General features: G+C 55.2%; 21 protein-coding genes and 2 tRNA genes. 9 read left to right on the forward strand and 14 right to left on the reverse strand.

What is annotated here, in order from left to right; translation table 11 throughout:
- Positions 1-528, forward strand: coding sequence for a hypothetical protein (locus IT971_RS16265; RefSeq protein WP_063092618.1), 528 nt, complete (start codon positions 1-3; stop codon positions 526-528).
- 3 nt (positions 529-531) lie between these two features.
- Here the strand turns inward: IT971_RS16265 and IT971_RS16270 are convergent, their stop codons facing one another.
- Entirely contained in the window at positions 532-1317 is a 786-nt protein-coding gene (locus IT971_RS16270; RefSeq protein ID WP_063092617.1) for a tRNA1(Val) (adenine(37)-N6)-methyltransferase, read from the reverse strand.
- Between the two features lie 43 nt (positions 1318-1360).
- Positions 1361-1618, reverse strand: a complete 258-nt coding sequence (locus IT971_RS16275) for a DUF2007 domain-containing protein (RefSeq protein ID WP_007092411.1) — start codon at positions 1616-1618, stop codon at positions 1361-1363.
- 231 nt (positions 1619-1849) lie between these two features.
- On the opposite strand from IT971_RS16275, the gene IT971_RS16280 reads away from it, so the two are divergent.
- From IT971_RS16280 to IT971_RS16305, 6 genes are all read left to right on the forward strand, one after another.
- The gene (locus tag IT971_RS16280; protein WP_063092616.1) at positions 1850-2860 is read left to right on the forward strand and encodes a polyprenyl synthetase family protein; all 1011 of its coding nucleotides are present in this window, start codon (positions 1850-1852) and stop codon (positions 2858-2860) included.
- An 87-nt stretch (positions 2861-2947) separates the two neighbouring features.
- Positions 2948-3024 (forward strand) — tRNA-Pro (locus IT971_RS16285).
- 204 nt (positions 3025-3228) lie between these two features.
- Positions 3229-3305: transfer RNA gene (locus tag IT971_RS16290), tRNA-Pro, on the forward strand.
- 659 nt (positions 3306-3964) lie between these two features.
- Positions 3965-5026, forward strand: coding sequence for a TRAP transporter substrate-binding protein (locus tag IT971_RS16295; RefSeq protein ID WP_063092615.1), 1062 nt, complete (start codon positions 3965-3967; stop codon positions 5024-5026).
- A gap of 114 nt (positions 5027-5140) precedes the next feature.
- The gene (locus IT971_RS16300; protein ID WP_007089655.1) at positions 5141-5731 is read left to right on the forward strand and encodes a TRAP transporter small permease subunit; all 591 of its coding nucleotides are present in this window, start codon (positions 5141-5143) and stop codon (positions 5729-5731) included.
- Positions 5732-5754: 23 nt separating this feature from the next.
- On the forward strand, positions 5755-7146 hold the full coding sequence (locus IT971_RS16305; protein WP_063092614.1) for a TRAP transporter large permease subunit: 1392 nt from the start codon (positions 5755-5757) through the stop codon (positions 7144-7146).
- Positions 7147-7278: 132 nt separating this feature from the next.
- On the opposite strand, the gene IT971_RS16310 is transcribed toward IT971_RS16305, so the two are convergent.
- Complete coding sequence (locus tag IT971_RS16310; protein ID WP_063092613.1) at positions 7279-8415, reverse strand: DUF2336 domain-containing protein; 1137 nt, start codon at positions 8413-8415, stop codon at positions 7279-7281.
- Positions 8416-8680: 265 nt separating this feature from the next.
- Between IT971_RS16310 and IT971_RS16315 the strand changes: the two genes are divergently transcribed.
- A complete protein-coding gene (locus tag IT971_RS16315) occupies positions 8681-9076 on the forward strand; it encodes a cytochrome c family protein (RefSeq protein ID WP_037992286.1) in 396 nt (131 codons plus the stop codon).
- 76 nt (positions 9077-9152) lie between these two features.
- Here IT971_RS16315 and IT971_RS16320 read toward each other — a convergent pair whose 3' ends face one another.
- From IT971_RS16320 to IT971_RS16360, 9 genes are all read right to left on the reverse strand, one after another.
- Positions 9153-9893 (reverse strand): hypothetical protein, encoded by a 741-nt coding sequence (locus IT971_RS16320; protein WP_063092612.1) that lies wholly within the window; start codon positions 9891-9893, stop codon positions 9153-9155.
- A gap of 139 nt (positions 9894-10032) precedes the next feature.
- The gene (locus tag IT971_RS16325) at positions 10033-10902 is read right to left on the reverse strand and encodes an SUMF1/EgtB/PvdO family nonheme iron enzyme (RefSeq protein WP_063092611.1); all 870 of its coding nucleotides are present in this window, start codon (positions 10900-10902) and stop codon (positions 10033-10035) included.
- A gap of 318 nt (positions 10903-11220) precedes the next feature.
- The gene (locus tag IT971_RS16330) at positions 11221-11574 is read right to left on the reverse strand and encodes a hypothetical protein (RefSeq protein WP_156487984.1); all 354 of its coding nucleotides are present in this window, start codon (positions 11572-11574) and stop codon (positions 11221-11223) included.
- A 72-nt stretch (positions 11575-11646) separates the two neighbouring features.
- Positions 11647-12075: a universal stress protein gene (locus tag IT971_RS16335; RefSeq protein ID WP_007089662.1), complete on the reverse strand. Its 429-nt coding sequence runs from the start codon at positions 12073-12075 to the stop codon at positions 11647-11649.
- A gap of 14 nt (positions 12076-12089) precedes the next feature.
- Positions 12090-14681: a TRAP transporter permease gene (locus IT971_RS16340; protein ID WP_063092609.1), complete on the reverse strand. Its 2592-nt coding sequence runs from the start codon at positions 14679-14681 to the stop codon at positions 12090-12092.
- A 208-nt stretch (positions 14682-14889) separates the two neighbouring features.
- Positions 14890-15867, reverse strand: coding sequence for a TAXI family TRAP transporter solute-binding subunit (locus IT971_RS16345; protein WP_037992231.1), 978 nt, complete (start codon positions 15865-15867; stop codon positions 14890-14892).
- A 207-nt stretch (positions 15868-16074) separates the two neighbouring features.
- Complete coding sequence (locus tag IT971_RS16350; RefSeq protein WP_063092608.1) at positions 16075-16905, reverse strand: 3-keto-5-aminohexanoate cleavage protein; 831 nt, start codon at positions 16903-16905, stop codon at positions 16075-16077.
- Complete coding sequence (locus IT971_RS16355) at positions 16905-18266, reverse strand: aspartate aminotransferase family protein (RefSeq protein WP_063092607.1); 1362 nt, start codon at positions 18264-18266, stop codon at positions 16905-16907. The genes IT971_RS16350 and IT971_RS16355 overlap by 1 nt, the downstream gene beginning before the upstream one ends.
- Complete coding sequence (locus IT971_RS16360; RefSeq protein WP_063092606.1) at positions 18263-19165, reverse strand: MurR/RpiR family transcriptional regulator; 903 nt, start codon at positions 19163-19165, stop codon at positions 18263-18265. The genes IT971_RS16355 and IT971_RS16360 overlap by 4 nt, the downstream gene beginning before the upstream one ends.
- A 276-nt stretch (positions 19166-19441) precedes the next feature.
- On the opposite strand from IT971_RS16360, the gene IT971_RS16365 reads away from it, so the two are divergent.
- A complete protein-coding gene (locus IT971_RS16365; RefSeq protein ID WP_063092604.1) occupies positions 19442-20536 on the forward strand; it encodes a response regulator in 1095 nt (364 codons plus the stop codon).
- Positions 20537-20685: 149 nt separating this feature from the next.
- Here IT971_RS16365 and IT971_RS16370 read toward each other — a convergent pair whose 3' ends face one another.
- Together IT971_RS16370 and IT971_RS16375 are read right to left on the reverse strand one after the other, a co-directional pair.
- Positions 20686-22617 carry an asparagine synthetase B gene (locus IT971_RS16370; protein WP_063092603.1) on the reverse strand — a complete coding sequence of 644 codons (1932 nt, stop codon included), beginning with the start codon at positions 22615-22617 and terminating at the stop codon, positions 20686-20688.
- Positions 22618-22890 carry a ribbon-helix-helix domain-containing protein gene (locus tag IT971_RS16375; protein ID WP_063092602.1) on the reverse strand — a complete coding sequence of 91 codons (273 nt, stop codon included), beginning with the start codon at positions 22888-22890 and terminating at the stop codon, positions 22618-22620. It lies immediately after the preceding gene.
- Positions 22891-22940: the final 50 nt, after the last annotated feature.

The following is a 22940-nucleotide window of genomic DNA, read 5'->3' on the forward strand; positions in this document are numbered from 1 at the left end:
GTGAAAAAATTCACTATTTGCGCACTAAGCTTGACGCTACTTTCCAGTTGCCTTCCTCTAGAGAAGGACTTGGAAGCTGCCTACCCTAACACACAAATTGCCGTAGAAAGCTGCGTAACCAAAAATGCATCTGAAATCGTCGAGCAACCTCAAATTCGAGATGCTTGCGCAAGCAAGCATAAGATTGAATTCAAAGTTTGGGAAAGATATTTTCTAAACGGCAAAGCCGGTTATTCTTCTAGTTCATTTTATACGACTGACACATCAGTATTTGAAGGCGACCTGACGAATGAATCGGTCAATTTGATCTTCACAAATGCTACTATTGAGATTCAGCACACAGAAAATCCAGACAAAACAGAAACGTTATATCTGACAGGGCTCTGGATTCCTCCGTCCGGCAAATATAATTTCAGCGAAAATGTTTTGTTCAAACCTAAATCGGTAGCGAATAAAGATGCAGAAGGGAACTCCCTTTATACATGGAATATATCATCAGCTAGCGGCGTAAGAATTGAACTCAGATAAAATTTAGAAGCCCGGCAGGCATGATATATCTCTTAGAATGTCGTCGGCTTCACGCATCCAATTCCCGGCTTCATCATGCAAAACAATTCCGCGTCGCAGGGTAACCGGCGATGAAACGCCCTTGCGCGCCGAAACAATCACGCGAAGCGGTGCATCGGCACTGGCCTTGCTCCAGACCGGATAGATGGTCATGTCGCCTGCGCGACCATGCAAAAGCCCGATGATCCGGTCCAAATGATCCGCCCGGTGTACGATGGTGATCCGGCCCTTCTGGCGGACCATCTTAAGGCAGAAATGGATCCAGTCCTTGAGATCAGCCGTGCCTTCCTGATGCGCCTTGGCCCGGCTTTCATTGGCCGGGCGCGTTCCCCCGGCATAGAAGGGCGGGTTTGAAATCACCTGATCAAAACTTTCGGCCACCAGCGGCAAGGACCGGTCATTGATATCGCCATGAACCGGCGTTACCCGACCCACCAGATCATTTTCGACAATGTTGCGACAAAACAGCGCATAGAGATCGTCCTGCAACTCGACCCCGGTCACTTCTGCATCGGGCAGACGGCGCGCAACGCAAAGCCCGGCCGATCCGACAGCCGCCCCGACATCGAGTATTTTCTGATCGCGTCTGGAATTGATCGAGACGGACGCCGCCAGCAAAACCGCATCGACCGCCGCGCGATACCCATCGACCGGCTGTTTTAACGTCACCGAACCGCCCAGCAGAAAATCGTGGCTGATGCGTTCTTCCGCAAAATCGGGAACATGAAATGCGCTATCGGTTCGGGTCATAAATGCCTTAATTCCTGCAACCTTGCCGATGTCGGACTGATTTTCAGTCCTGAACTTCCTCGGTATCGGGATCATGCTGTGCGTTATGCGCATCAAGTTCGCGCCTGGCAATATCAAGGATGTATTTGGCCCGGCTTTCTTCCTCGGGGGCCACCATCAAACGCCTTGGCAATGCGCCGATGGATCCTTCGAGAATGCTGGCGTGGTAATCAAAAATATGGCTGGCGATGTCTTCGTCGGCGAGAACCGATTGCGCCCAGCTGAGCTCGATCGGGTCGTTGCTGCGAAATAGCTCGATCATGCGATTTATGCGCCCCGGTTGTTATTGTATGTTTATGTTATCCATATATATGTGTGTAGCAGAACATATTCGGGTAAAAATGACGGCAAAGCGGTTATTGTTGCCTGCCTGGCAACCATTTGTCCACTTGACCGTCACCACCCGGCATCTCTATGTTGAGGCCGCCCACTGAAATCAGCGTCCGTCCCGGTGGGCGGGGTCAATACGCGAGAAATTGTTTCGGATTACAGCGTGACCAATATCGCAACGCAGCAGACGACCGAACCCAGCCTGGACTCCCTGATCCGCCTTGTCGATGCCGACATGAAGCGCGTCAATCAGGTCATCATTGACAACATGCACAGCGAAGTCGCGCTGATCCCGCAACTGGCAAGCCATCTTGTCGCTGCTGGTGGCAAGCGCATGCGCCCGATGCTGACACTGGCATCCGCCCAGCTTTGCGGCTATCAGGGCGGCACATCGGCGGTTGATCTTGCGGCCTGTGTCGAGTTTATCCACACCGCAACGCTTCTGCATGACGATGTCGTTGATGAAAGCCTGCTGCGCCGTGGCCAGGCATCGGCCAATGCCCTGTTTGGCAACGAAGCCAGCGTTCTGGTCGGGGACTTCCTGTTTGCGCGCGCCTTTGTCGTGATGGTCAGAAACGGCTCGCTCAAGGTTCTTGATATCCTTGCCAAGGCGTCCGCCGTCATTGCCGAAGGCGAAGTTTTGCAACTTTCGACCGCCAATGACATGGCGACCACCGAAGAAGCCTATCTTGAAGTCATCACCGCCAAAACCGCCGCCCTGTTTGGTGCGGCGTCGCAGATCGGTGCAGTGATTGCCAATCGTTCGGCGGAGGACGAAGAAGCCCTTCGCCTTTATGGCATCTATCTTGGCACCGCCTTCCAGCTGATCGACGATGTTCTGGATTATTCCGCCCATCAGGCGACGCTGGGTAAAACCGTTGGCGATGATTTCCGTGACGGCAAGGTGACCCTGCCGGTGATCATTTCCTATGCCAAGGGTGACGACGCGGAAAAGGCCTTCTGGCGCCGTTGCATGGAAGATCAGGATTTCCAGGATGGCGATCTTGATCGCGCGCAGGAACTGATTCGCAAATATGACGCGCTTAGCGCATCGATGGATCGTGCGCGCGAATTTGGCCAGCTTGCCATTGATACCCTGACGCGCTTTGACGATGGCCCGATCAAGGATGCGATGATCGAAGCGGTCGAGTTCTGCATTTCGCGCCCATACTGATATCGCATGCCGGGGTTCCGGCGGATTGGCGCAAAAAATTCTTGCGTCGGTCGGTATTTGGGATTATCACCCGGCTTCGCAGAATGACGGAGCGTAGCTCAGCCTGGTAGAGCACTGTCTTCGGGAGGCAGGGGTCGGAGGTTCGAATCCTCTCGCTCCGACCATCATTCAAAGGCCCTGAAACGGTTTTACGTTTCGGGGCCTTTTGCGTTTTGGCACAAACCCCGCCGAATTCACCCGCAAAGCGATTGATGCCCACACCGCGCAACCGTGAAATCATCTGTCGTAAAACGGCAAAGTTTTTCAGGCTCACCGACCGGTTTATGCTTGATCCAGCCCTGAAGACGGGCTAAACAACCGCCCACTGACGGAGCGTAGCTCAGCCTGGTAGAGCACTGTCTTCGGGAGGCAGGGGTCGGAGGTTCGAATCCTCTCGCTCCGACCATCAGTCGGGAAGCCTTTTTCAAAGGCTTCCCGTTTTCATTTCCGGATACTTTCCCGCCTGACATGCCCCGCCTTAACCATGCGTTATATCGGGTGCCGGCATCACAAGGTCCTCTTTCCGCACGGCTGACCAGAAAGCCCTTCGCAAACCGGTTCTTCATCAAATCAAACCAGTTCGGCCGCACTGCGCCGCGCCGCAACAAATCCGCATTACCGTTCGCAAGTGCAAACTTTCTCATCATGCTTTGGCATCGATTCCACTCACCTTGCCAGTCTTGCGCATGACGGCACCACAGCCCGTCAACAATCCGAAAGCAGTTGTTCTGCCAATCGATTCGCAACCATAGCGCGGGTTACCGGGCCTTTCTGCCATAACAACTTTAAATGAGAGCTATGCAATATGCTGAACCCCGTATAAATACGCATTTCCATGCGTAAATCCCGGTTTTTTGAGCGAAATCAAGTCATTTTTGTGCGTTCGCGAAGATATTTTCTTGCGTAGCGGGCGAAACAAACTTGCTCATACTTGCGAAATACGCTTAAGCTTCGCCCTGCAACAAGAGGCACGGGACGTTTTCGCCAGCAATAATAAAAGCAAAAGGCGGTTATCGCCCCGACGTGGTAATACCAATTTCGGACTTCTTAGGGAGGAAGCTACGAATGAAATTTTCTAATTTTTTGAAATCTGCAACCTGTGTGGCCGTACTTGCAGCGGCTACTTTGACGACGGTTGCGCCTGATGCGGATGCTGCTGATCGTGTTCGCTGGAAAATGGGCTCGACCTATCCGGGCAGCCTGACCCAGCTTGGTACGCTTGGCAAACGCGTTGACGAAAAGATCGACGAAGTTTCCGGCGGCAACATTCAGATTAAATTCTATGAGCCGGGCGCACTTGTTCCGGCACTTGAAGTGTTTGATGCGGTTTCAACCGGTTCCATCGATGCCGCCTTCTCCACCCCGGGTTACTGGGCGGGCAAGGTTCCGGCACTTCAGCTTTTCGGTGCCGTTCCGTTTGGTCCGCAGGCTGGTGAATATCTGGCATGGGTCAAATTTGGCGGCGGTCAGGAAATCTTTGACCGGCTTTACGCCGAACATGGCATCAAGTCGCTGTTCTGCGGCCTGATCGCACCGGAAGCATCGGGCTGGTTCTCCAAGGAAATCAACACGGTTGAAGACCTTAAAGGCCTGAAAATGCGCTTCTTTGGTCTTGGCGCAAAAGTGATGGAAAAGCTTGGTGTCTCGACCCAGCTTCTGTCGGCTGGCGACATCTATCCGGCACTTGAACTCGGCACGATTGACGCGACCGAATTCTCCATGCCGGCAATCGACCTTAAACTGGGCTTCCATCAGGTCGCCAAATACTACTATTTCCCGGGCTGGCATCAGCAATCCACCTTCTTCGATCTCATGATCAACAAGGAGAAGTGGGAAGGTCTTGATAAGACCCAGCAGGCACAGATCGAAGCCGTCTGTAACGACAACCTGGCTTATGGTTTCGCCGAAGGTGAAGCGATCCAGTTCGCAGCCCTGAAAGAACTTCAGGAAAAAGGCGTGAACATCAAGAAATGGTCGCCTGAAATGCTTGATGCCATGCGCGGTGCATGGGAAGAAGTCGCAGGCGAACTTGCTGCACAGGATGCGGACTTCAAAGAAGCCTATGACAGCCTGCAGGGCTTCCGTGCCAACTACAAAATCTGGAAAGACATCGGATATCTTGATTAATCTTTCCCGGTCCTGATGCGACCTTGTGTCGGACCACAAAAAAGTCTCGGCAAGGCCGGGCGCCAATGGCCCCGGCCTTGACCGCGATTAAGAAAAGACCCGGGAGGCTTTTTAATGGAAGCGCTACTAAAACTGAGTGACGGCATTGATGCCATCGTTTCCCGCATCGGGAAATGGGCCGCCCTGCTTGCCATTCCGCTGATGCTGACGATCATGTTTGACGTGATCCAGCGTAAATTCGGCGGCCAGGGTTCCATCAAGCTGCAGGAACTGGAATGGCATCTCCATACCGGCCTGTTCATGCTGTGTTTCGGTTTTGGCTATATTCGTGACTCTCATGTCCGCATCGAACTGATCCGTGACAATTTACGCCCGCGCACACGCGCCATCGTCGAGATGATCGGCGCGATTATCTGCATTCTGCCGTTCTGCGCACTGGTGATTTATTTTGGTTATGATTTTGTCCTTCGATCCTTCGAAAACCACGAAGTCTCTGCCTCGACCACGGGGCTGACCCATCGCTGGCTCATCAAATCAACCATCCCCATCGGCTTCGGCCTTCTCGCCATGGCCGGTTTTTCGGTCTTCCTGAAATGCTATGTCTTTGTGTTCGGCCCCAGCAACCTGCGCAGCCGTGCGGGTCACTATGTCGGCGCAACACATCACGCAGACCTTGGCAACGAAGCCGCCAGGCTCAAAGACTGATTGCGGAACGGGGATAATTCCAAATGGAAAACTTCTATATCGAAGACTGGTTTCCGCTGATCATGTTTGCCTCGCTGGGCATTCTGGTCTTCTCGGGGCTGCCGGTCGCATTCGTCATTTCGGGCATCGGGATCGCCTTTGGCTTCCTTGGCATGGCCTATGACGTCTTCTCATTCATTGAATTCTTCAACATCGTATCGCGCATCTGGGGTGGCATCGCCGAAAACATGGTGATGGTTGCCGTTCCGATGTTCATCTATATGGGCACGATGCTGGAAAAAAGCGGCGTTGCCGAAGACCTGCTTGAATGCCTGAACGTTCTGATGCGCAAGGTTCCCGGGGGTCTGGCACTTTCGGTTACCCTGATGGGTACGATCATGGCCGCCACCACCGGCATCATCGGTGCATCGGTTGTGATGATGACCCTGCTTGCCCTGCCGGTCATGCTGCGCCGCAATTATGATCCGTCGCTTGCGACCGGGACGATTGCCGCATCGGGAACGCTCGGCATTCTGATCCCGCCAAGCATCATGCTGGTCCTGATGTCCGACCTTCTGTCGGTTTCGGTCGGGAACCTGTTCCTGGCGGCGATCATTCCGGGTCTGTTGCTGGCATCGCTTTATACCATCTATATCTTTGTGCGGTGCCAGATGCAGCCCCATCTTGCCCCGCCCCTGCCCGATGCCGAAGCGGTCCATGGCACGGAGATGGTGCGCATGATGGTGCGAAGCTTCATCCCGCCGGTCTTCCTGATTGTGCTGGTGCTGGGATCGATCTTTGCCGGTTTTGCCACCCCGACCGAGGCCGCAGGCGTTGGTGCGGTAGGCGCGACCTTCCTGGCACTGGTCAAGGGTCGCCTGAAATGGGATGTGCTTAAGGACGTCTGCGAACGGTCGGCTTTGACCGGGGCGATGCTGTTCTTCCTGTTTGCCGGTGCAACCGTCTTTTCCTATGTGTTCCGTTCACTGGGCGGGGATGACCTGGTTATCGATCTGGTCGATAGCGCCGGCCTTGGGGCGTGGGGCGTTCTGTTCCTGCTGATGCTGATCGTGTTCATACTTGGCTTCTTCTTCGACTGGGTCGAAATCACCCTGATCGTGCTGCCGATCTTTGCACCCGTCATTGCACAGCTTGATTTCGGCGATCACCTTGCCGTTGCCGGGATTGGCCCGACCGAGACACAGGTACTGACCTGGTTTGCCGTCATGGTTGCGGTCAATTTGCAAACCAGCTTCCTGACACCGCCCTTCGGGTTTGCCCTGTTCTATCTTAAGGGCGTCGCACCGAAATCGATCACCATCCAGCAGATTTACAAAGGCATCATTCCCTTTGTCATCCTGCAGGTGATCGGGCTGTTGCTGGTGATGTATTTCCCGGAACTGGCGCTGTGGATGCCAAATACCATTCTTGAATAGGCTTATGCCTGTCACATCAAAGGCACCGTGCAAACGGTGCCTTTTTTGTTGCCCGCAATCAGGCACACCAGACAAAGCAAAACCGCCCGAAACGGGCGGCTGCAAGATCACGAAGCTGCTTGCTGGTTAGGGTTACGGCTGAAGGTTCCGCTCGCTTGGCAATTGCAGCATACGGCCCATCAGGTAATCGACATCGTCTGAGTCAAACTCGACACCAAGATCACCATACTGGGTCAGAACCCGTTCGATCATCCGGCGCGAATAGCGTTCCCGATCACGTTCCCCGCCATCAAGGTCGGTTTCGCGCGCGACTTCAACCGCGGCACGAACCCCCGGGAAGAAATGAGCCGGCATGTCGGCCTTGTTATAAATCGCTTCAAGCCCGAACGGGCCGCTATCATGGATCAGAATGCGGGTATTGATCAGCGATACCCCGGCACGGCGCGCAAGGGCAGCTTCGAAAAAGGCAACATCGCCCATGCAAAGCGCACGCAGGATCAGACCGCTGGTCAGACGGTTGTTGGTGTGAAGATGTTCGACCAGAAGCTCGACATCGCGTTCTTCCGCGCCATCCCCCAGAAGGCCGATGGTCGCACTTTCCTGCGACTGGGTCATGACCGCATTCACGATCCCCTCGGGGATGTGGCCGCGCGCAATCAGTTCGGATCGCATCCGGTCAGACACCAGCGTCACAAGCCGTTCGGCAATCGTGATCGGCAGATGATTGCGTTCGATCATCGGCTTCTGGATGCGCTCGTTCTCGCCGAATTCATCCACAACCTTTTGCAGGGAATGTTCACTGATCTGTGCGCCGTCATTCGAAATCAGATCGACCATCACGTCTTCATGGCCGATATCGACCAGGGTTGCCGAAACGATTTCCGACACATGCGGACGCGATGCGATGGCACGCTGTTTTTCAACACTGTCGGCATTGTCACCGATAATGTCGACCAGATCCTCGTCATTGAGAACTTCGGAAAATTTCAGGATCGGCAGGGCCACATCATCAACGTCGCGTGCAAGGGTCGCTGCAACATCGTGGGGCACAAGCGGGGTCTGCTTAAGGTTCTTGGCCAGCGCCTTGCGCACACGCACTTCCGCGTCACGCACCATCAGCCGGAAAATATCCTCGGCAAGCAGACGTTCGCTGTCACTCAGGCTTTCAGCAGAAAATTCACGGCTGATTTTCTCGGCCGTTTCCGCACGATTCTTCCCGGAAGGATCCTGGATCAGATTGTTAAGATCTTCTTTGGTTATACGCGGCAATGGAGTTCTCCCGGCACGCTAAGCAATCGGCTGCCAACCATTTGTAATTCTTTATACACCGTAGGGCCGATTGACTAAACGCAAATTATTCAGTTCCTGCTTGTGCTAAATGTCGTGTCGAATTCGGGAAACTCAACAGTAAGCCGATCTTTTTTAACGAAAAGCGAATTTTTGCTTCCGTTGATGTTTTTCGGTTCACTTGTGAAGCAACCAACGACACAATGTAGTGGGGACCCTACCACCGCAGACCATGAGAGGCCGCAATATGAATTTGACCAAAACACTTACCATCGCCGCCACCCTGGCCGTACTCGGCATGGCACCGGCAATGGCTGGTGATGCCGAAAAAGGCGAAAAAGTTTTCAAGAAATGCGCTGCCTGCCACAGTGTGGAACCTGGCCAGAACAAGGTCGGACCATCGCTGGCAGGGGCCTTTGGTGCGCAATGTGGCCATGTCGCCGACTTTAAATACGGCAAAGGCTATCAGGCTGCTTGTGAAAAAGGTTTCACCATCGATGAAGCCTTCCTGGTTGACTATCTTAAGGATCCGTCAGCCAAGCTTAGCGAAATCTCGGGTTCGAAAGAACGCTCGAAGATGACCTTCAAGCTGAAAAAAGAAGACGAAATTGCCGATGTCATCGAATATCTGAAAGCGCACTAAGCCTTTCGATATCCGGTACCGGAATTAAAAAACGGCCAGTGCTTCTGCATTGGCCGTTTTCATGCGTGCAAAGATATCACGCTGCGGCGCGTCGCCGACCAAGTTCCTCGGTGATCGCGCGGATTTGCTCCTCGACCCGGATGTCGATGGTCGATGTAACTTCCAGTTCGCGATCTTCGTAAACATCGCGATCAGGATGCTTTTCACGCCATTCGTTGATTGTCATATCACGCAGGCGGATCAGCTGTTCGATTTGCGGCCGATACAAAAAGATCATCCCCGATATCCAGCGATTTACCGGCCAGGATGGTTGCGCATGATCAATGATGAAGTTTTCGAGCATATTGATCACGGTTTCGCCGTCATACCAGACTTCGCCGGTCACCCACCGGTTGGTGGTGAACAGACGCTGGGCAAAACCGTATTCATCCATCGATACCGCAATCAGGTGCGACAGCGCGTCATTTGGCCCTTCGGGATAGTCAAATCCCTCAATCGGTACCGGCTTTGACCCGGCCGGCATACCGCGCGGCCGCAGGAAGGTATGGAAATGTCCATGCTCGTTCCAACTGCGCTGTTCGTCTTTGGGATGGGCATGATAATAAAACTGGGCGTGCGAATTGCGGTCATACACATCCCCTTCGGGATAGTGCGTCCATTCATAAAAAGGCCCCGCCGTCTTGATCAGTTCACCGACAATATTATCGCCGGTCACCGTCAAGACCCGGTGGCATTCCATAACATCGCGTCCCGCAGTCAGCATCCGTTCAAGCCGTCCGGTCGGAAGCGATGTCCAGTCAATTGCAATTTCGGTCATTCCAACACCAGTAACCTTGCGATGAGAATCCTATCCGCAGCGGCAGAAATAACCCGTCCATGACCATGACGGCCAATTAATCCCGTTCAAGAATTAGTGATTCTGTCACAATGTGCAAGCCTGCTTCGAAAACAGGCCGCTATTCATGCATCAACCGAAATCCGATAAGGATATGCTGCATATGTTCCGGCCTGCCATGGCGGGCGGCGGGGCGGCAAACACCGCATCCCCGATCATCCCAAGATCCGCCCTTAACAATACGGTATCCGGCTTGCAAACTGGTGGCCGTCCATTCAAACACCTGCCCCGCCCCGTCATACAGCCCATAAGGTCCGGGTTCGAACTGTCCCACCGGGACTGTATCAAACGGGCCGCGATCGGCACTGTTCAATTGCAGCGGGTCATAAATATTGCCCCAGGGATAGAAAATGCCGTCCGCACCGCGAACCGCCTTCTCCCAATAGATTTCTTCGGGGATGCGCCACTTGATGCCGGTTTTCGAACTTAGCCAGGCGGCATAATCCTGGGCATCACGCCACGACACCAGAACAACCGGATGATTGCCCTTGCCACGCGGCGGTTCGCCATTCTGCCACGCAAAGGGACGGGTCGCGTCATATCCGTAAATCAGACCAAGACTTTCCCAGTCTTCCTCGCTGATATCGGGCGCTTCACGACCGGTATCCCGGACAAAGGCGGCATACTGATCATTGGTGACCGGCGTTTTCATGATGAAATAGTCGGGCAGATAAATGTGCCATTTATCGACTTCAACATCGTACCAGCGATTCCGGCGGCTGATGTCATGGCCATAGACCTGCTCATCAATCTGATAGGCATATTGCCGTTCAACCGCATCCGACCCCTGAAAGAACCAACCGGCCGGAATTTCCGCCACATCGGCATATGGTACATCCGCGGACTGCGCCCGCACAGAACCGGGCAACGACATCGTGGCCAAAACGGCCGCAAAAAGCCCGCCGATCATGTGACTCTGCTGTTTTTTCATTGTCTGTTCCGGTCTCCGTGATGGCTGTTCTCACGGTTTATTCAACCGTACGCCATGCTCCGCTCCCCGTATCCCCGATTTCTTAAATGCGTAAAATCTATCGGTTTTTCAATCGTTTTGATACCAAAGCATAAAAAATCAAACATGAATTGTTCGCGACTCATTCAACCGTGGGCATATTTTGACCGCTTCTCTCACACGGCTCTCTCACACAACAGTGAAACCATGTGACGTTCCGGGCGACCTGATTTGGCGCATATTGGCTTGCATCGGACGAAAAACATTCAAACGTCCCTACCGTCAGATCGAAATGAACGCTTAATCAGTGAGGCAATCAATGTCCAAAAAATCCAGCTTCTTCTCCCAGTCGGCCCTGATGCCCGCGATTGCCGTTGGTGCCGGCCTTGTCATGGCAGCCCCGATGGCAATGGCGGCCCCGCTTCCGACACCGACCGCCGAAGTCGCGACGTGCACAGCCAATCCTTGCGCGGCCAACCCCTGTGCCGCAAACCCCTGTGCCGCAAACCCGTGCGCGGCCAAAAAGGTCGTCAATCCCTGCAGCCCGTGCGCGGCCAACCCTTGTGCTGCAAATCCTTGCGCGGCGGCTAACCCCTGCGCTGCCAATCCGTGTGCGGCAAATCCCTGTGCTGCCAAATAACCGGGCCGATCCATCGCCCTGACCATGCAAAAGGGGCAGTGCTTTTGGCGCTGCCCCTTTTTCGTGTCTGTCCGGAACGATAGCAATCAGTCGCGAACCACCATCACCGAACAATCGGCATGGCGAACAACCCGCGCGGCATTCGGCCCCAGAAGGTAATCCTTCAATTCGGGGCGGTGTGCCCCGATGACGATCAGATCGCAATTGGTCTTTTTCGCCATTTTCAGGATCACTTCATAAACCGTCCCCTGGCCCACGATATGCTGAACCTTAAGGTCGGACGGAATATGTTCGGAAACGAACTGGTGCAGTCTTTCGTTATAGGCATCAAGAACCTTTTTCTCGTAACCCTTCGGAAAGAACTGCCCGACCATCGACATCCCGACCGTGGGAACCACGGTCAGGACATGAAGGCGCGCATTGAATGCCTGGGCTTGCTTGATTGCGACCGGAATGGCTTTTTTCCAGGACAGATCGTGATCAAGATCCACTGTAACCAGAATATCCTTATACATGGACTTGGCCCTCCTTAGGCCGCTTCGGCACGACGGCGACGGCGTTGCAATACGATGATCCCGCCCAGCAGAATAAACGCCGGGATAAAGAACACCTCTTTGGGCATGCGGTCGGCTTCGATCTTGATCGCGGTGATTTCAAAGTCGAAATCAAGTCCCGCTTTCTCGGCCGGACCACCAAATACCAGATCATCGATAAAGACCTTGCCGTCTTCGTTGCGAACCGCAATGCCCGCATTGTAAAGACGATCTTCACCCGATGCTTCCGGCCCCAATGGCAACATCACCGATTTGCTGACCTCGTCGCCTTCAAGACTGATGCCCTCGACATCCAGAAGAATGCTGGTATTGGCGGGCATATCGGCCGCCTTTTCAACAATCTCGGTCGCGGGCAGGTTTTCATAGGGCGGCTCGAGCAGATCAAGCCAGAAACCCGGACGGAACAGGGTAAAGGCAATCAGCAGAAGTGCCGCACTTTCCCACAGTTTCGACCGGGTGAAGAAATACCCCATCGTTGCTGCGGCAAAGACCAGCATCGCAACAATCGCGACAAAGATCACCATCACCACTTCAAACGGATGATCAAGCCCGATCAGCAGAAGCTGCGTGTTGAACAGGAACAGGAACGGCAGAACGGCGGTACGCATGCTGTAAAAGAACGCGACAAAGCCGGTCTTCATCGGGTCGGCCCCTGAAACCGCGGCGGCGGCAAAGGATGCCAGACCGACCGGTGGTGTCACATCGGCCATGATGCCGAAATAGAACACGAACAGATGCACGGCAATCAACGGCACGATCAGGCCGTTCGCAGCCCCCAGTTCAACAATCACCGGTGCCATCAGGCTCGACACCACGATATAGTTCGCCGTCGTCGGCAAGCCCATGCCAAGGATCAGACTGATGATCGCGGTAAAGATCAGGATCAGCATCAGATTGCCGCCCGAAATCAGTTCCACGAATTCAACCATCACCTGACCGATCCCGGTCAGCGACACCGTGCCCACGATGATACCGGCCGCCGCCGTCGCCACCCCGATCCCGATCATGTTGCGCGCCCCGGTGGCAAAACCGTCAATCACATCGGCAATGCCTTCCTTCACACTGGCCATATAGTCCGGCTGCTTGCGGAAGAACGCCTTGACCGGACGCTGGGTCAGCATGATGAACAGCATCAGAACCGTCGCCCAGAAGGCCGACAATCCGGGTGATTTCAACTCGATCATCAGGAACCAGACCAGAACCACGACCGGCAGCAGATAATGCAGGCCGGACTTGGCCGTTTCGCCCAGTGCCGGAAGCTCCAGCACCGGCTTGTTGGGATCATCCAGTTCAAGATCAGGATATTTCGCCGCATAATACAGACCGGCAAAATAGATCGCGGCACATTCGACCGAGACAATCCAGCCCACCGCGTTACCGAATATCTGTTTCTGGAAATTGATCGCGTAGTAAATCACACCCGCAAGAATAACCAGCGACAACACGAACAGAAGCGAACGCATCAGCACTTGCTGCACGGTCGATGTCTGACGTTTCGGCAGGCCCTTCATATTGGCCTTAAGCGCCTCAAGATGGACGATATAGATCAGCGCGATATAGGAAATCGTCGCCGGCAGGAAGGCATGCTTGATGACTTCCGGGTAAGGAATGCCGACATATTCCACCATCAAAAAGGCCGCAGCCCCCATGACCGGCGGCATGATCTGCCCGTTGACCGACGATGCGACTTCGACCGCACCGGCCTTCTCGCCCGAGAAACCGACACGCTTCATAAGCGGGATGGTAAAGGTCCCGGTCGTTACCACGTTGGCAATCGAGGAGCCTGAAATCAACCCGGTCATTGCCGATGCCAGAACGGCAGCCTTTGCCGGACCGCCACGCATGTGACCAAGGGCGGCAAACGCCACCTTGATGAAATAGTTGCCAGCCCCGGCTTTATCGAGCAACGAGCCAAACAGCACAAACAGGAACACGAAGCTGGTCGAAACGCCAAGCGCGATCCCGAACACGCCTTCGGTCGTGATCCACTGATGCGACATCGCCTTGGAGAAGCTTGCACCCGCCCATTGCAGGACATCGGGCACCCACGGCGCATTGCCAAAGAACACATAGGCAAGGAACACCATTGCCACGATCATAAGGGGCGGACCAAGTGCGCGGCGCGTTGCTTCAAGCAACAGCACCAGACCGGCACCGGCCACCACAAGATCCTGCGTGATCGGCAAGCCCGGACGCGATGACAGCTCGCGGTAGAAAATAAAGATATAAAGAGCACAGAATGCCCCGGCAGCCGCCAGGACCCAGTCAAAAACCGGAATATAACTTCGCGGTGAATTCTTGAAAGCCGGATAGGCCAGAAATGCCAGGAACACGGCAAAAGCCAGATGGATCGACCGTGCTTCGGTCGAATTGAAAACCCCAAAACTGACAATATAGGGCAGTGGCGATGCCAGCCACAGCTGGAACAGCGACCAGGCCACGGCAACATACAGCAAAATTATTGCCGTCATGCCGGTCGGCTGGCGCGCGCCTGTATCATTTTCCGCGATCAGATCCTGAAGATCCTGGTCCGATGGACCCTGTGTCGCGCTTTTATCGTCGGTCATTGCAAACTCCCGGTCTGAACGCGGTTTCTGTTTCGGGCGGCCCAAACCGATAGCCCAGAAACAAAAAACCTCCGTCGACACTTACCCGGTCGCCCACGGAGCATATCGGCACATCATTGTGCGCCATTTTGATCAAATTTTTTAAGATGCCCGCAGGACGGAAGAAAACAAAACGGGAGGCACGGCGTGCCCCCCGTTTCAACCTGACTTACATCAGGCCAGCTTCTTTGAAGTATTTGACAGCGCCGTCATGCAGCGGTGCCGAAAGGCCGTCTTTGACCATTTCTTCTTTTTTGAGGATCGCAAAAGCCGGGTGCAGCTTTTTGAAGTCGTCGAAGTTTTCAAAGACTGCTTTGACAACATTGTAAACGACGTCCGCATCGGTTGCGGTCGAGGACACGAAGGTCGCGCCGACACCGAAGGTCTGAACGTCGTCCGGGTTACCGCGATACATGCCGCCCGGAATGGTGGCAACACGGTAATACGGGTTATCGGCAACCAGTTTGTCGATTTCCGGACCGGCAACTTCGACCAGAACAGAATCACAGGAAGATACAGCTTCCTGAATCGAACCGGACGGATGACCAACGACATAAAGCATCGCATCGATCTTGTTATCGCAAAGCGCCTGCGACTGTTCAGCCGGCTTCAGTTCGGATGCCAGTGCGAAATCGTCAAGGGTCCAGCCCTTGGCGTTCATCACGATTTCCATGGTGTCGCGGCTACCCGAACCCGGGTTACCGATATTGACACGTTTGCCTTTAAGGTCATCAAAGGTTTTGATGCCGGAATCAGCGCGGGCAACAATGGTGAACGGCTCCGGATGGATCGAGAAGACGGCACGAAGTTCCGGGAACGGGCCGACGTCTTTGAATGCTTTTTCACCATTCAGGGCATAGTACTGAACGTCAGACTGGGCAACGCCAAGATCCAGTTCGCCCGAACGAATGGTGTTGATGTTGTAGGACGAACCACCAGTGGACTCGACCGAGCAACGAATGCCATGCTCTTTACGGTCTTTGTTCACCAGACGGCAGATTGCACCACCTGTCGGATAGTAAACGCCCGTCACGCCACCGGTACCGATGGTGATAAAACGGTTTTCCTGTGCCGATGCCTGTCCGGCGAACAGCGACGCACCTGCCAAGGTGGCAATGGCACCCGCTACAGCAATAAGTTTCTTCATCAGGATTAGCTCCCTATTACACCCTGTTATAAAGTTTTCAACCACACCGCGAAGATGCGGCGGAAAAACATGGAAACATCAGATAAATCAGATGTTTCAGCGAGGGGATTATAATGACGAGCCCCAAGAATTGAAACCCTATAACCCCGAAACCCCCTGATACTTTTATGTCAGGTAACCAGTCTGTTTTCATTGGCGCGCCAAAGTCTACCACTGCGGTTGCATGATTTTTCGCGCCTGATCGCCGGTCGCAACAGTCCGCCCCATAAGATACGCGCCTTCGCGCGCCTGAACGATCAAAGCAGCATTGTCGACCGCACCCGAACGGTCAACCAAAAGATGATTATTTTCAAAACCAATGCGCGCATGACCACCCAATCCGGCCGCCGTCAACGCACAGGCATTTTCATGTGCCCCGAAGGCGCACAGCATCCATTCCGATACAAATGGCGACGCATCCAGATACGGCAAAAGGTCCTTGGGATCGGATACCTGCCCCGTGGTGTAACGGCCCAGAACATAAAGCACCGGCAGCTTTTCACCCGGAATGACGCCATCACGCACAAGCTGGTTGAACCGGATCACGTCTTCTGGCGCATACAGGATGAATTGCGGCAGGATATCCGCCTCGCGGATGAAGGCAAAGAAATCGCGCAGTTCATCAAGATCGGCATTTTCCGGCGCAATTTCGCGCACTGCAATCGAAACGGCTTCGGGCACAAGTTCGCGGATCATCGCCATCTGATCCTGCGCACCATACATGCCGACCGCCTCGCTCGTGACCTGAAGCAGCATGTCATCACCAACACTTGCGCGCACCTCGGTCAGCATTTCACGATACCGCCCCACATCAATGCTGTGTCTCTGGTCATCATCACGCACATGCAGATGCATCATTGCCGCCCCGACGGCCTTGCAGTTGGCGGCTTCTTGCGCCAGTTCCGCTGGTGTAATCGGAATGCTGGGCAGATCGGCCTTGGTTTTGCGCGCGCCATTGGGGGCCGATGCGATCAGAAACGGGGTTTCACCATAAGACATTACAAAAGCCCCTCGGCGGTAAACACGTCATTCATCGCCAATTCAAACAGATCAACGATCCTTGCAACATCATCCCCGGTCACGATAAAGGGCGGCGCAAACAGCACATGGTCACCCCGCACGCCATCAATCGTGCCGCCCATCGGATAGGCCATCAACCCGCGGGCAAAGGCCGCCTTCTTGATCTTGGCGTTGATCTTGCGCGCCGGATCAAACGGGTCTTTGGTTTCGCGATCCGCGACCAGCTCAAGCCCCCGGAACAATCCCCGACCGCGAATATCCCCCACAAACGGGTGCTGCCCGAACCGTTCGCGCAATCCATCGGCCAGCAATTCGCCCTGCCTGACGACATTGGCCAGAAGATCGCGTTCGCGAATGGTTCGCTGGGTTGCAAGGGCCGCGGCACAGGCGGTTGCATGCCCCTGATAGGTATGGCCGTGCTGAAAGAAACCCGATCCATTGGCAATCGCATCATCGATTTTCTTCGACACCAGGATCGCACCAATCGGCTGATATCCGGCCCCCAGTCCCTTGGCGATGGTTTGCAAATCACCCGAAATGCCTTCCTGTTCAATCGCATGCAGGGTGCCGGTGCGGCCCATACCGCACATGACCTCGTCAAGGATCAGAAGCACACCATACTGATCGCAAATCTCGCGGATACGTTTGAAATAACCCGGCACCGGGGCCAAGGCACCCGATGTTGCGCCGACAACCGGCTCGGCGACAAAGGCGGCAACGCTGTCGGCCCCCAGTTCAAGGATCGCGGTTTCAAGTTCGTTGGCGACCCGCAAACCATACGCCGCGTCACTTTCGCCCGGCATCTGGTCACGATACGGATAACAGGGCGCGATATGGCTTGCCGTAATCAGCAGCGGCTCGAACTGTTTGCGACGCCACATATTGCCGCCAACCGAAAGCGCGCCCAGCGTATTGCCATGATAGGACTGGCGGCGCGCAATCACGTATTTCCGGTCCGGCTGCCCGATCTCAAGGAAATATTGCCGCGCCATTTTAAGCGCCGCCTCTGTCGCCTCGGACCCGCCCGAAACGAAATACGCCTTTGCCATGCCTTCGGGGGCATGGGTTACAAGGTCCTCGGCCAGTTCTTCCATCGCATCGGTGGAAAAGAAACCCGAATGGGCATAGGCAATCTGATCAATCTGGGCATGCATGGCGGCACGCACCGCCGGGTCGGAATGCCCAAGGCATGAAACCGCGGCACCCCCGCTGGCATCCAGATAACTTTTGCCATTCTGATCAAAGATATAAATACCTTCGCCCCGCACCGCACGCGGCGGGATCGCAAGACTGCTGCGATGAAGGACATAGGTTTCGGGCTTGCTGTGGGGCTGGTTCATGATCGGGAATTCCGGGTGGGGGCGGCTTCTTCATGATAGGTATCGAAAGCCGCAAGTTGTTCTTCCGCAACGGCAATCCGTTGCAGTACCTTTTGACCGCCGCGCGCAACCAGAAGGGCGACAAGCGCCTGCATGACCGAAACGCTGGTGGTAAAGCTTTGGAAAAAGGATGGGGAACTGTCGGATACGACCAGCTTTGCAACCGCATCGACCGCAATCGGCGCAACGTCCGAATCACAAACCGCAATCACCGGGCAATGCTGTTTGCGGGCAAACGCGACCGCGCGCACCGTATCGCGAATATAGGGCCTTGCCCCGACGGCAATCAGAACGTCCCGCGGGCCAATCCCGCGCAACTGGTCCCCGAATGCCCCTGCATGCCCGTCAACCAGAACACCATTTTCGTTAAACAGCCGATAGGCATAGGCAAACTGATACGCCGCCGGATAGGCCGCACCACGCCCGACGACAAAAACCTGACGGGCGCGCGCAATATGTTCACACGCATCCTTCATGCGTTCGCACATTTCCGGTGCGAATACCTGACCGATATTGGCAATCTCGGCCTGCGCGATGCTTTGCAGCAGATGTGCATCGCGATGGATATCGGCATCGCTGTTTTGCAACGCGCGCGCCCGGTGTGCGTAACTTGCCGGCAGGTCAAGCAACCGGTTCTGGTAACTGTCGCGAAACTGCTGCCAGGTATCGACACCGATGGCCGCCATCAGGCGGGTAACCGTACTGGGTGGCACATTGGCCGCCCGTGCAAGGGCGCGCATCGAACGCAGGGCCACATCATTGGGATGATCAAGGATATGGCGCGCCGCCTTCTGCATTTGCGGACTCAGCGTCGCATAATCGGAAATCAGCTTTTCGCGCAAATCGGTGTAAACACCCATTTTCCCGGGTTCCTGTGATCAATTGATCGGAAAACTACGCCACAGCGCCACCGGATTTGCAACGAATGTTTCAATTACATGACTTAATGAAACGTTTGTTTCGTAAAATGTTTCATGACCAAGGCAGCCTTGTGGGCTGCAATTGGTAAAAACCATGGACTTATAAGAAAAAGATGTAACAATACCAAATTCGCGGCAGGAACGTTTACGTTTCATATAAAGATATAAATCTACATTCGCGATGTGGGACTGGGCACCGAATCGATAAGGTGGCCAATGAATAACCAGATCATCAATGCACTGGCACAGACAAGTGCGGGCATCGCTCTTTTTGACAGCAATGAACGGATCATCTATGCGAACCCGGCGTGGGAACAGCTGATTACCGGCGTTGCCGAAGAAGACCTGCTGTTTTCCGAAACGGAACTCGCTGACGGCGGCATGATTTCCGTCTGCTTCGTCAAGCCGCAGGCGGAGCATCCCCACCCGATTGCCCTTCCGGCATCGGCCAATGACAGTAAAATCGGTACCGTGATCATCGCCGATGACAGTGAAAGCAACCGCATGGTCGCGCGCCGCATCCTGCAAGCCGAAGGATACGGCATTGTCGAGGCCACCAACGGACAGACCGTGCTGAACATGCTGCGTCGCGGGGTGACGGCCGATCTGATCCTGATGGATGTTGAAATGCCCGATATGGACGGATTGCATACGACGCGCCGCATCCGCCACATGCAGGGGCCGGTTGCCCATACCCCCATCATTGCCTTGTCTGCTCACCAGTCGCGCGACTGGAACGTCATTGCGCGTCAGTCCGGGGTTGATGAATTTATCAACAAACCGATCCAGCGCACCAAGCTTCTTGATACCATCCGCGACCTCATCAGCCGGTCCCCGGAGGGTGCGGCTTCCGCCCCGCGCCTTTCGCCGCCGCCGGTATTGCGATCCAAGGGGGCACGCATCACCCGCCCGGAACGCCTTGATCCGCCTTCAAGCCCGGTGCTTGATATCCGCACCCTCGAACAGCTTTATGCCGACGCCGGGGACGAAGGCGCATCATGCGGTATCGACCTTTTCATCAATGAAACCGAAACCCGTCTGGTCAAAATTGACAACGCGCTGTCAAATGACGACCTCGCAACCGTCCGGGACGAAGTCCATGTGCTCAAAAGCACCTCGGGCACCTTTGGCTTGCGCCAGCTTTCCGATTTGTGCGGGGTCACACAGAATTTCTTTGAAGAAGACGATATCGACGAAGGCCGCATCCTTGCCCTGTCACGCCAGGTGGTGCAACTGGCACCAACGGCCCTGACCGCGCTTAATCTTTATCGCCGTTCACGCGGCTGGGGCAATCCGCAAGGGCCTCAATAGCCTGCCCCCACGACAACTCTCGCCACCCCGGGCACACCTATTGCCGAGGCCGGGGCCAAGCTTAGGCTTGAGGCAGAATTAAGGACTGAGCCCCAAACCTCGTCAAAAACCTCAGTCCAAGCCCCCAGCCCAAAACAAATGCACGATTTTCATATCGCGGCCTTGGGCACCGTTTTTTCCTGAACCACTTCCTGAACCACTGCCTTTATCGATCCATCTACGCTGCCTTTTGCACGCATGATCTCTGCCCGGCGATCCGTTGCAAGATGCATCTGCCAGATCCGCCATACGATTAGCGCCCAAAGGCCAAGCGCCATATCCTGCTCGCCATGCCGTGTTGCCCTGCGCCAGTAATCCTGCCGCGTGCGATCCCGTATCGGCAGATCGGCAAACAGCATCTCGATAATCCGGGCCTCGCGCCCCCACAAAAGCCCTCCAAGCTTCGCCAGCCAGTCAGCCACCGGTGGATTGAAGCCGACCTTGGATGCACGGAGATAGCCATCCGGCATCATCTGCGCGATGGCCGCACGCAACAACGACTTCGCACCCTCCCGCAGATGCCCCCGTGCCGCAACACGCCCGGCAATTGCCATCACGTCATGGCCCAGCAATGGCACCCGGTATTCCAGCCCGTACGCCATGCCACATCGGTCGGACATCGCAAGCTGATTACCCGGCAATGTCACCCGTCGGTCAAACGCCATCATCTGATCGCACAAATCACCTTCTGACAAATCTTCGGGTACCACTAACCGCGCGCCCAATTCCGCCAATCCACAACGATCATTCCAGTATTGAAACGCCCTTTGTGCGTCGCCCTGCCCGCCCCGAACAAACCGCGCACCCCCGCGCGGCAGCAACCGGGCAATATTGCCTGCCATCTTTCGTCGGATGAAACCCGGAACAGACTGCCACGCGCCGAATATCGCGGCCGCCTGATAGCGCGGATAGCCCCCAAACAGCTCATCCCCGCCATCCCCTGCCAGACAGATCGGCACGTGCCTTGATACCGCCGCACCAAGCGCCTGCATCAAAACAACCGACGGATTGCCAAAGGGCGACCCAAAAGCCCGCAGGCCATCATTCAGATGCGCCAGAATTTCTTCGGGCCCGTCAGGTGCCACGACGACATGCAGCTCCGTCCCCAGATGTTTTGCCAATTGCCGCGCACGTGGTGTTTCATCCATCCCGGCATCGCGGAACTGCATGACAAATCCCGGTGGCGGCTTTTGCCCGCGTTCACGCGCGACATCACACGCCATCGCGGCAATCGCACCACTATCCATTCCACCGGACAAAAGCATGCCAACATTACGGTCCGCATCCATCGCATCGGCCACCGACTGGCGAATGGCCCGGCGCAGATCGGCAACTGCGTCTTCGCCGTCAGGTCGGTGGCAAGTGGCTGGCCGGATCATCCGGCCATCGATCTTGCCATTCTGCCAGCAGATCAGTTCTCCCGGCCTTAACTGCCGGATATCGACAAAGCCCGTCGCCGGTGCAGGCACAAACAGATGGGCAAGATAATGCGGGAAAACACCCCGGTCCGGCATGGCCGGTATGATGCAACGCAGGGCTGCGACCTCGGACGCAAACGCCACATTCCCGCTGCCATATTCGGAAAAATAAAGCGGCTTTATCCCGATCGGATCACGCCCCAGCCAAAGTTGCCGCAATGCGCAATCCCAAAGCGCAAAAGCATACTGCCCTGAAAGATCGGCAAGCGGTTTGGCAGGATCACAACCATCACGCAGGGCATTGCCAAGAACCGCCAGAACCAGCGCCGCATCACTGTCGCTTTCAACGACGGAACCTTTTTCACGCAAAGACAAAATACGCCGCCGATGCCCGGCAATATAACCGTTAAACGCCAGAACAAACCGGCCATCGGGTGAAATCAGGGGCTGATTTGCCGCAGCCCCCGGATCGGTCGTGATCAGCCGACGCACGCCAAGCGTTACCCCACCTGCGGGATCAGACCAGCACCCTTCACCATCCGGTCCCCGATGGACAAGTGCATTCAGTGCTGCGTGAACACGTGGTTGCTCCCCGCTGGCTGTCGCCCCTGCCAGTCCACACATTTATTGATCTTCCGGTGCTTCTTCGTGACCCGATGGCATATCAGGGTCACGATCCCGCCCCAACCGCCCCTGCAAATTCGCCAGTACATATAACCGCAGGGCACTTGAAAGGTTGCCGTCGCGGCCTTCGTCAACCTCGGCTACCAGTTCGGCAATTGCCATGTCGCGCCGTGTGGCGATGCCCTGAAGTTCGGACCAGAATGCATCTTCAAGCGAGAAACTCGTCCGGTGTCCGGCAATTGTCACAGATCTTTTTCGAACGTCGCTGCTCATCGGCCTGTATATCTTCCCAATCCTCGGCAACTCGATCATCATGCCGGTGG

Origin of the sequence: Thalassospira sp. B30-1 (assembly GCF_015767575.1) — a bacterium.
GTDB classification, from domain to species: Bacteria; Pseudomonadota; Alphaproteobacteria; order Rhodospirillales; family Thalassospiraceae; genus Thalassospira; species Thalassospira xiamenensis.

Excerpts from the sequence above, each read along its gene's own strand:
- IT971_RS16270 (WP_063092617.1), bottom strand. The coding sequence starts at position 1,317 with ATGACCCGAACCGATAGCGCATTTCATGTTCCCGATTTTGCGGAAGAA.
- IT971_RS16275 (WP_007092411.1), bottom strand. The coding sequence starts at position 1,618 with ATGATCGAGCTATTTCGCAGCAACGACCCGATCGAGCTCAGCTGGGCG.
- IT971_RS16295 (WP_063092615.1), top strand. The coding sequence starts at position 3,965 with ATGAAATTTTCTAATTTTTTGAAATCTGCAACCTGTGTGGCCGTACTT.
- IT971_RS16300 (WP_007089655.1), top strand. The coding sequence starts at position 5,141 with ATGGAAGCGCTACTAAAACTGAGTGACGGCATTGATGCCATCGTTTCC.
- IT971_RS16305 (WP_063092614.1), top strand. The coding sequence starts at position 5,755 with ATGGAAAACTTCTATATCGAAGACTGGTTTCCGCTGATCATGTTTGCC.
- IT971_RS16315 (WP_037992286.1), top strand. The coding sequence starts at position 8,681 with ATGAATTTGACCAAAACACTTACCATCGCCGCCACCCTGGCCGTACTC.
- IT971_RS16320 (WP_063092612.1), bottom strand. The coding sequence starts at position 9,893 with ATGACCGAAATTGCAATTGACTGGACATCGCTTCCGACCGGACGGCTT.
- IT971_RS16325 (WP_063092611.1), bottom strand. The coding sequence starts at position 10,902 with ATGAAAAAACAGCAGAGTCACATGATCGGCGGGCTTTTTGCGGCCGTT.
- IT971_RS16330 (WP_156487984.1), bottom strand. The coding sequence starts at position 11,574 with ATGGATCGGCCCGGTTATTTGGCAGCACAGGGATTTGCCGCACACGGA.
- IT971_RS16335 (WP_007089662.1), bottom strand. The coding sequence starts at position 12,075 with ATGTATAAGGATATTCTGGTTACAGTGGATCTTGATCACGATCTGTCC.
- IT971_RS16340 (WP_063092609.1), bottom strand. The coding sequence starts at position 14,681 with ATGACCGACGATAAAAGCGCGACACAGGGTCCATCGGACCAGGATCTT.
- IT971_RS16345 (WP_037992231.1), bottom strand. The coding sequence starts at position 15,867 with ATGAAGAAACTTATTGCTGTAGCGGGTGCCATTGCCACCTTGGCAGGT.
- IT971_RS16350 (WP_063092608.1), bottom strand. The coding sequence starts at position 16,905 with ATGTCTTATGGTGAAACCCCGTTTCTGATCGCATCGGCCCCCAATGGC.
- IT971_RS16355 (WP_063092607.1), bottom strand. The coding sequence starts at position 18,266 with ATGAACCAGCCCCACAGCAAGCCCGAAACCTATGTCCTTCATCGCAGC.
- IT971_RS16360 (WP_063092606.1), bottom strand. The coding sequence starts at position 19,165 with ATGGGTGTTTACACCGATTTGCGCGAAAAGCTGATTTCCGATTATGCG.
- IT971_RS16365 (WP_063092604.1), top strand. The coding sequence starts at position 19,442 with ATGAATAACCAGATCATCAATGCACTGGCACAGACAAGTGCGGGCATC.
- IT971_RS16370 (WP_063092603.1), bottom strand. The coding sequence starts at position 22,617 with ATGTGTGGACTGGCAGGGGCGACAGCCAGCGGGGAGCAACCACGTGTT.
- IT971_RS16375 (WP_063092602.1), bottom strand. The coding sequence starts at position 22,890 with ATGAGCAGCGACGTTCGAAAAAGATCTGTGACAATTGCCGGACACCGG.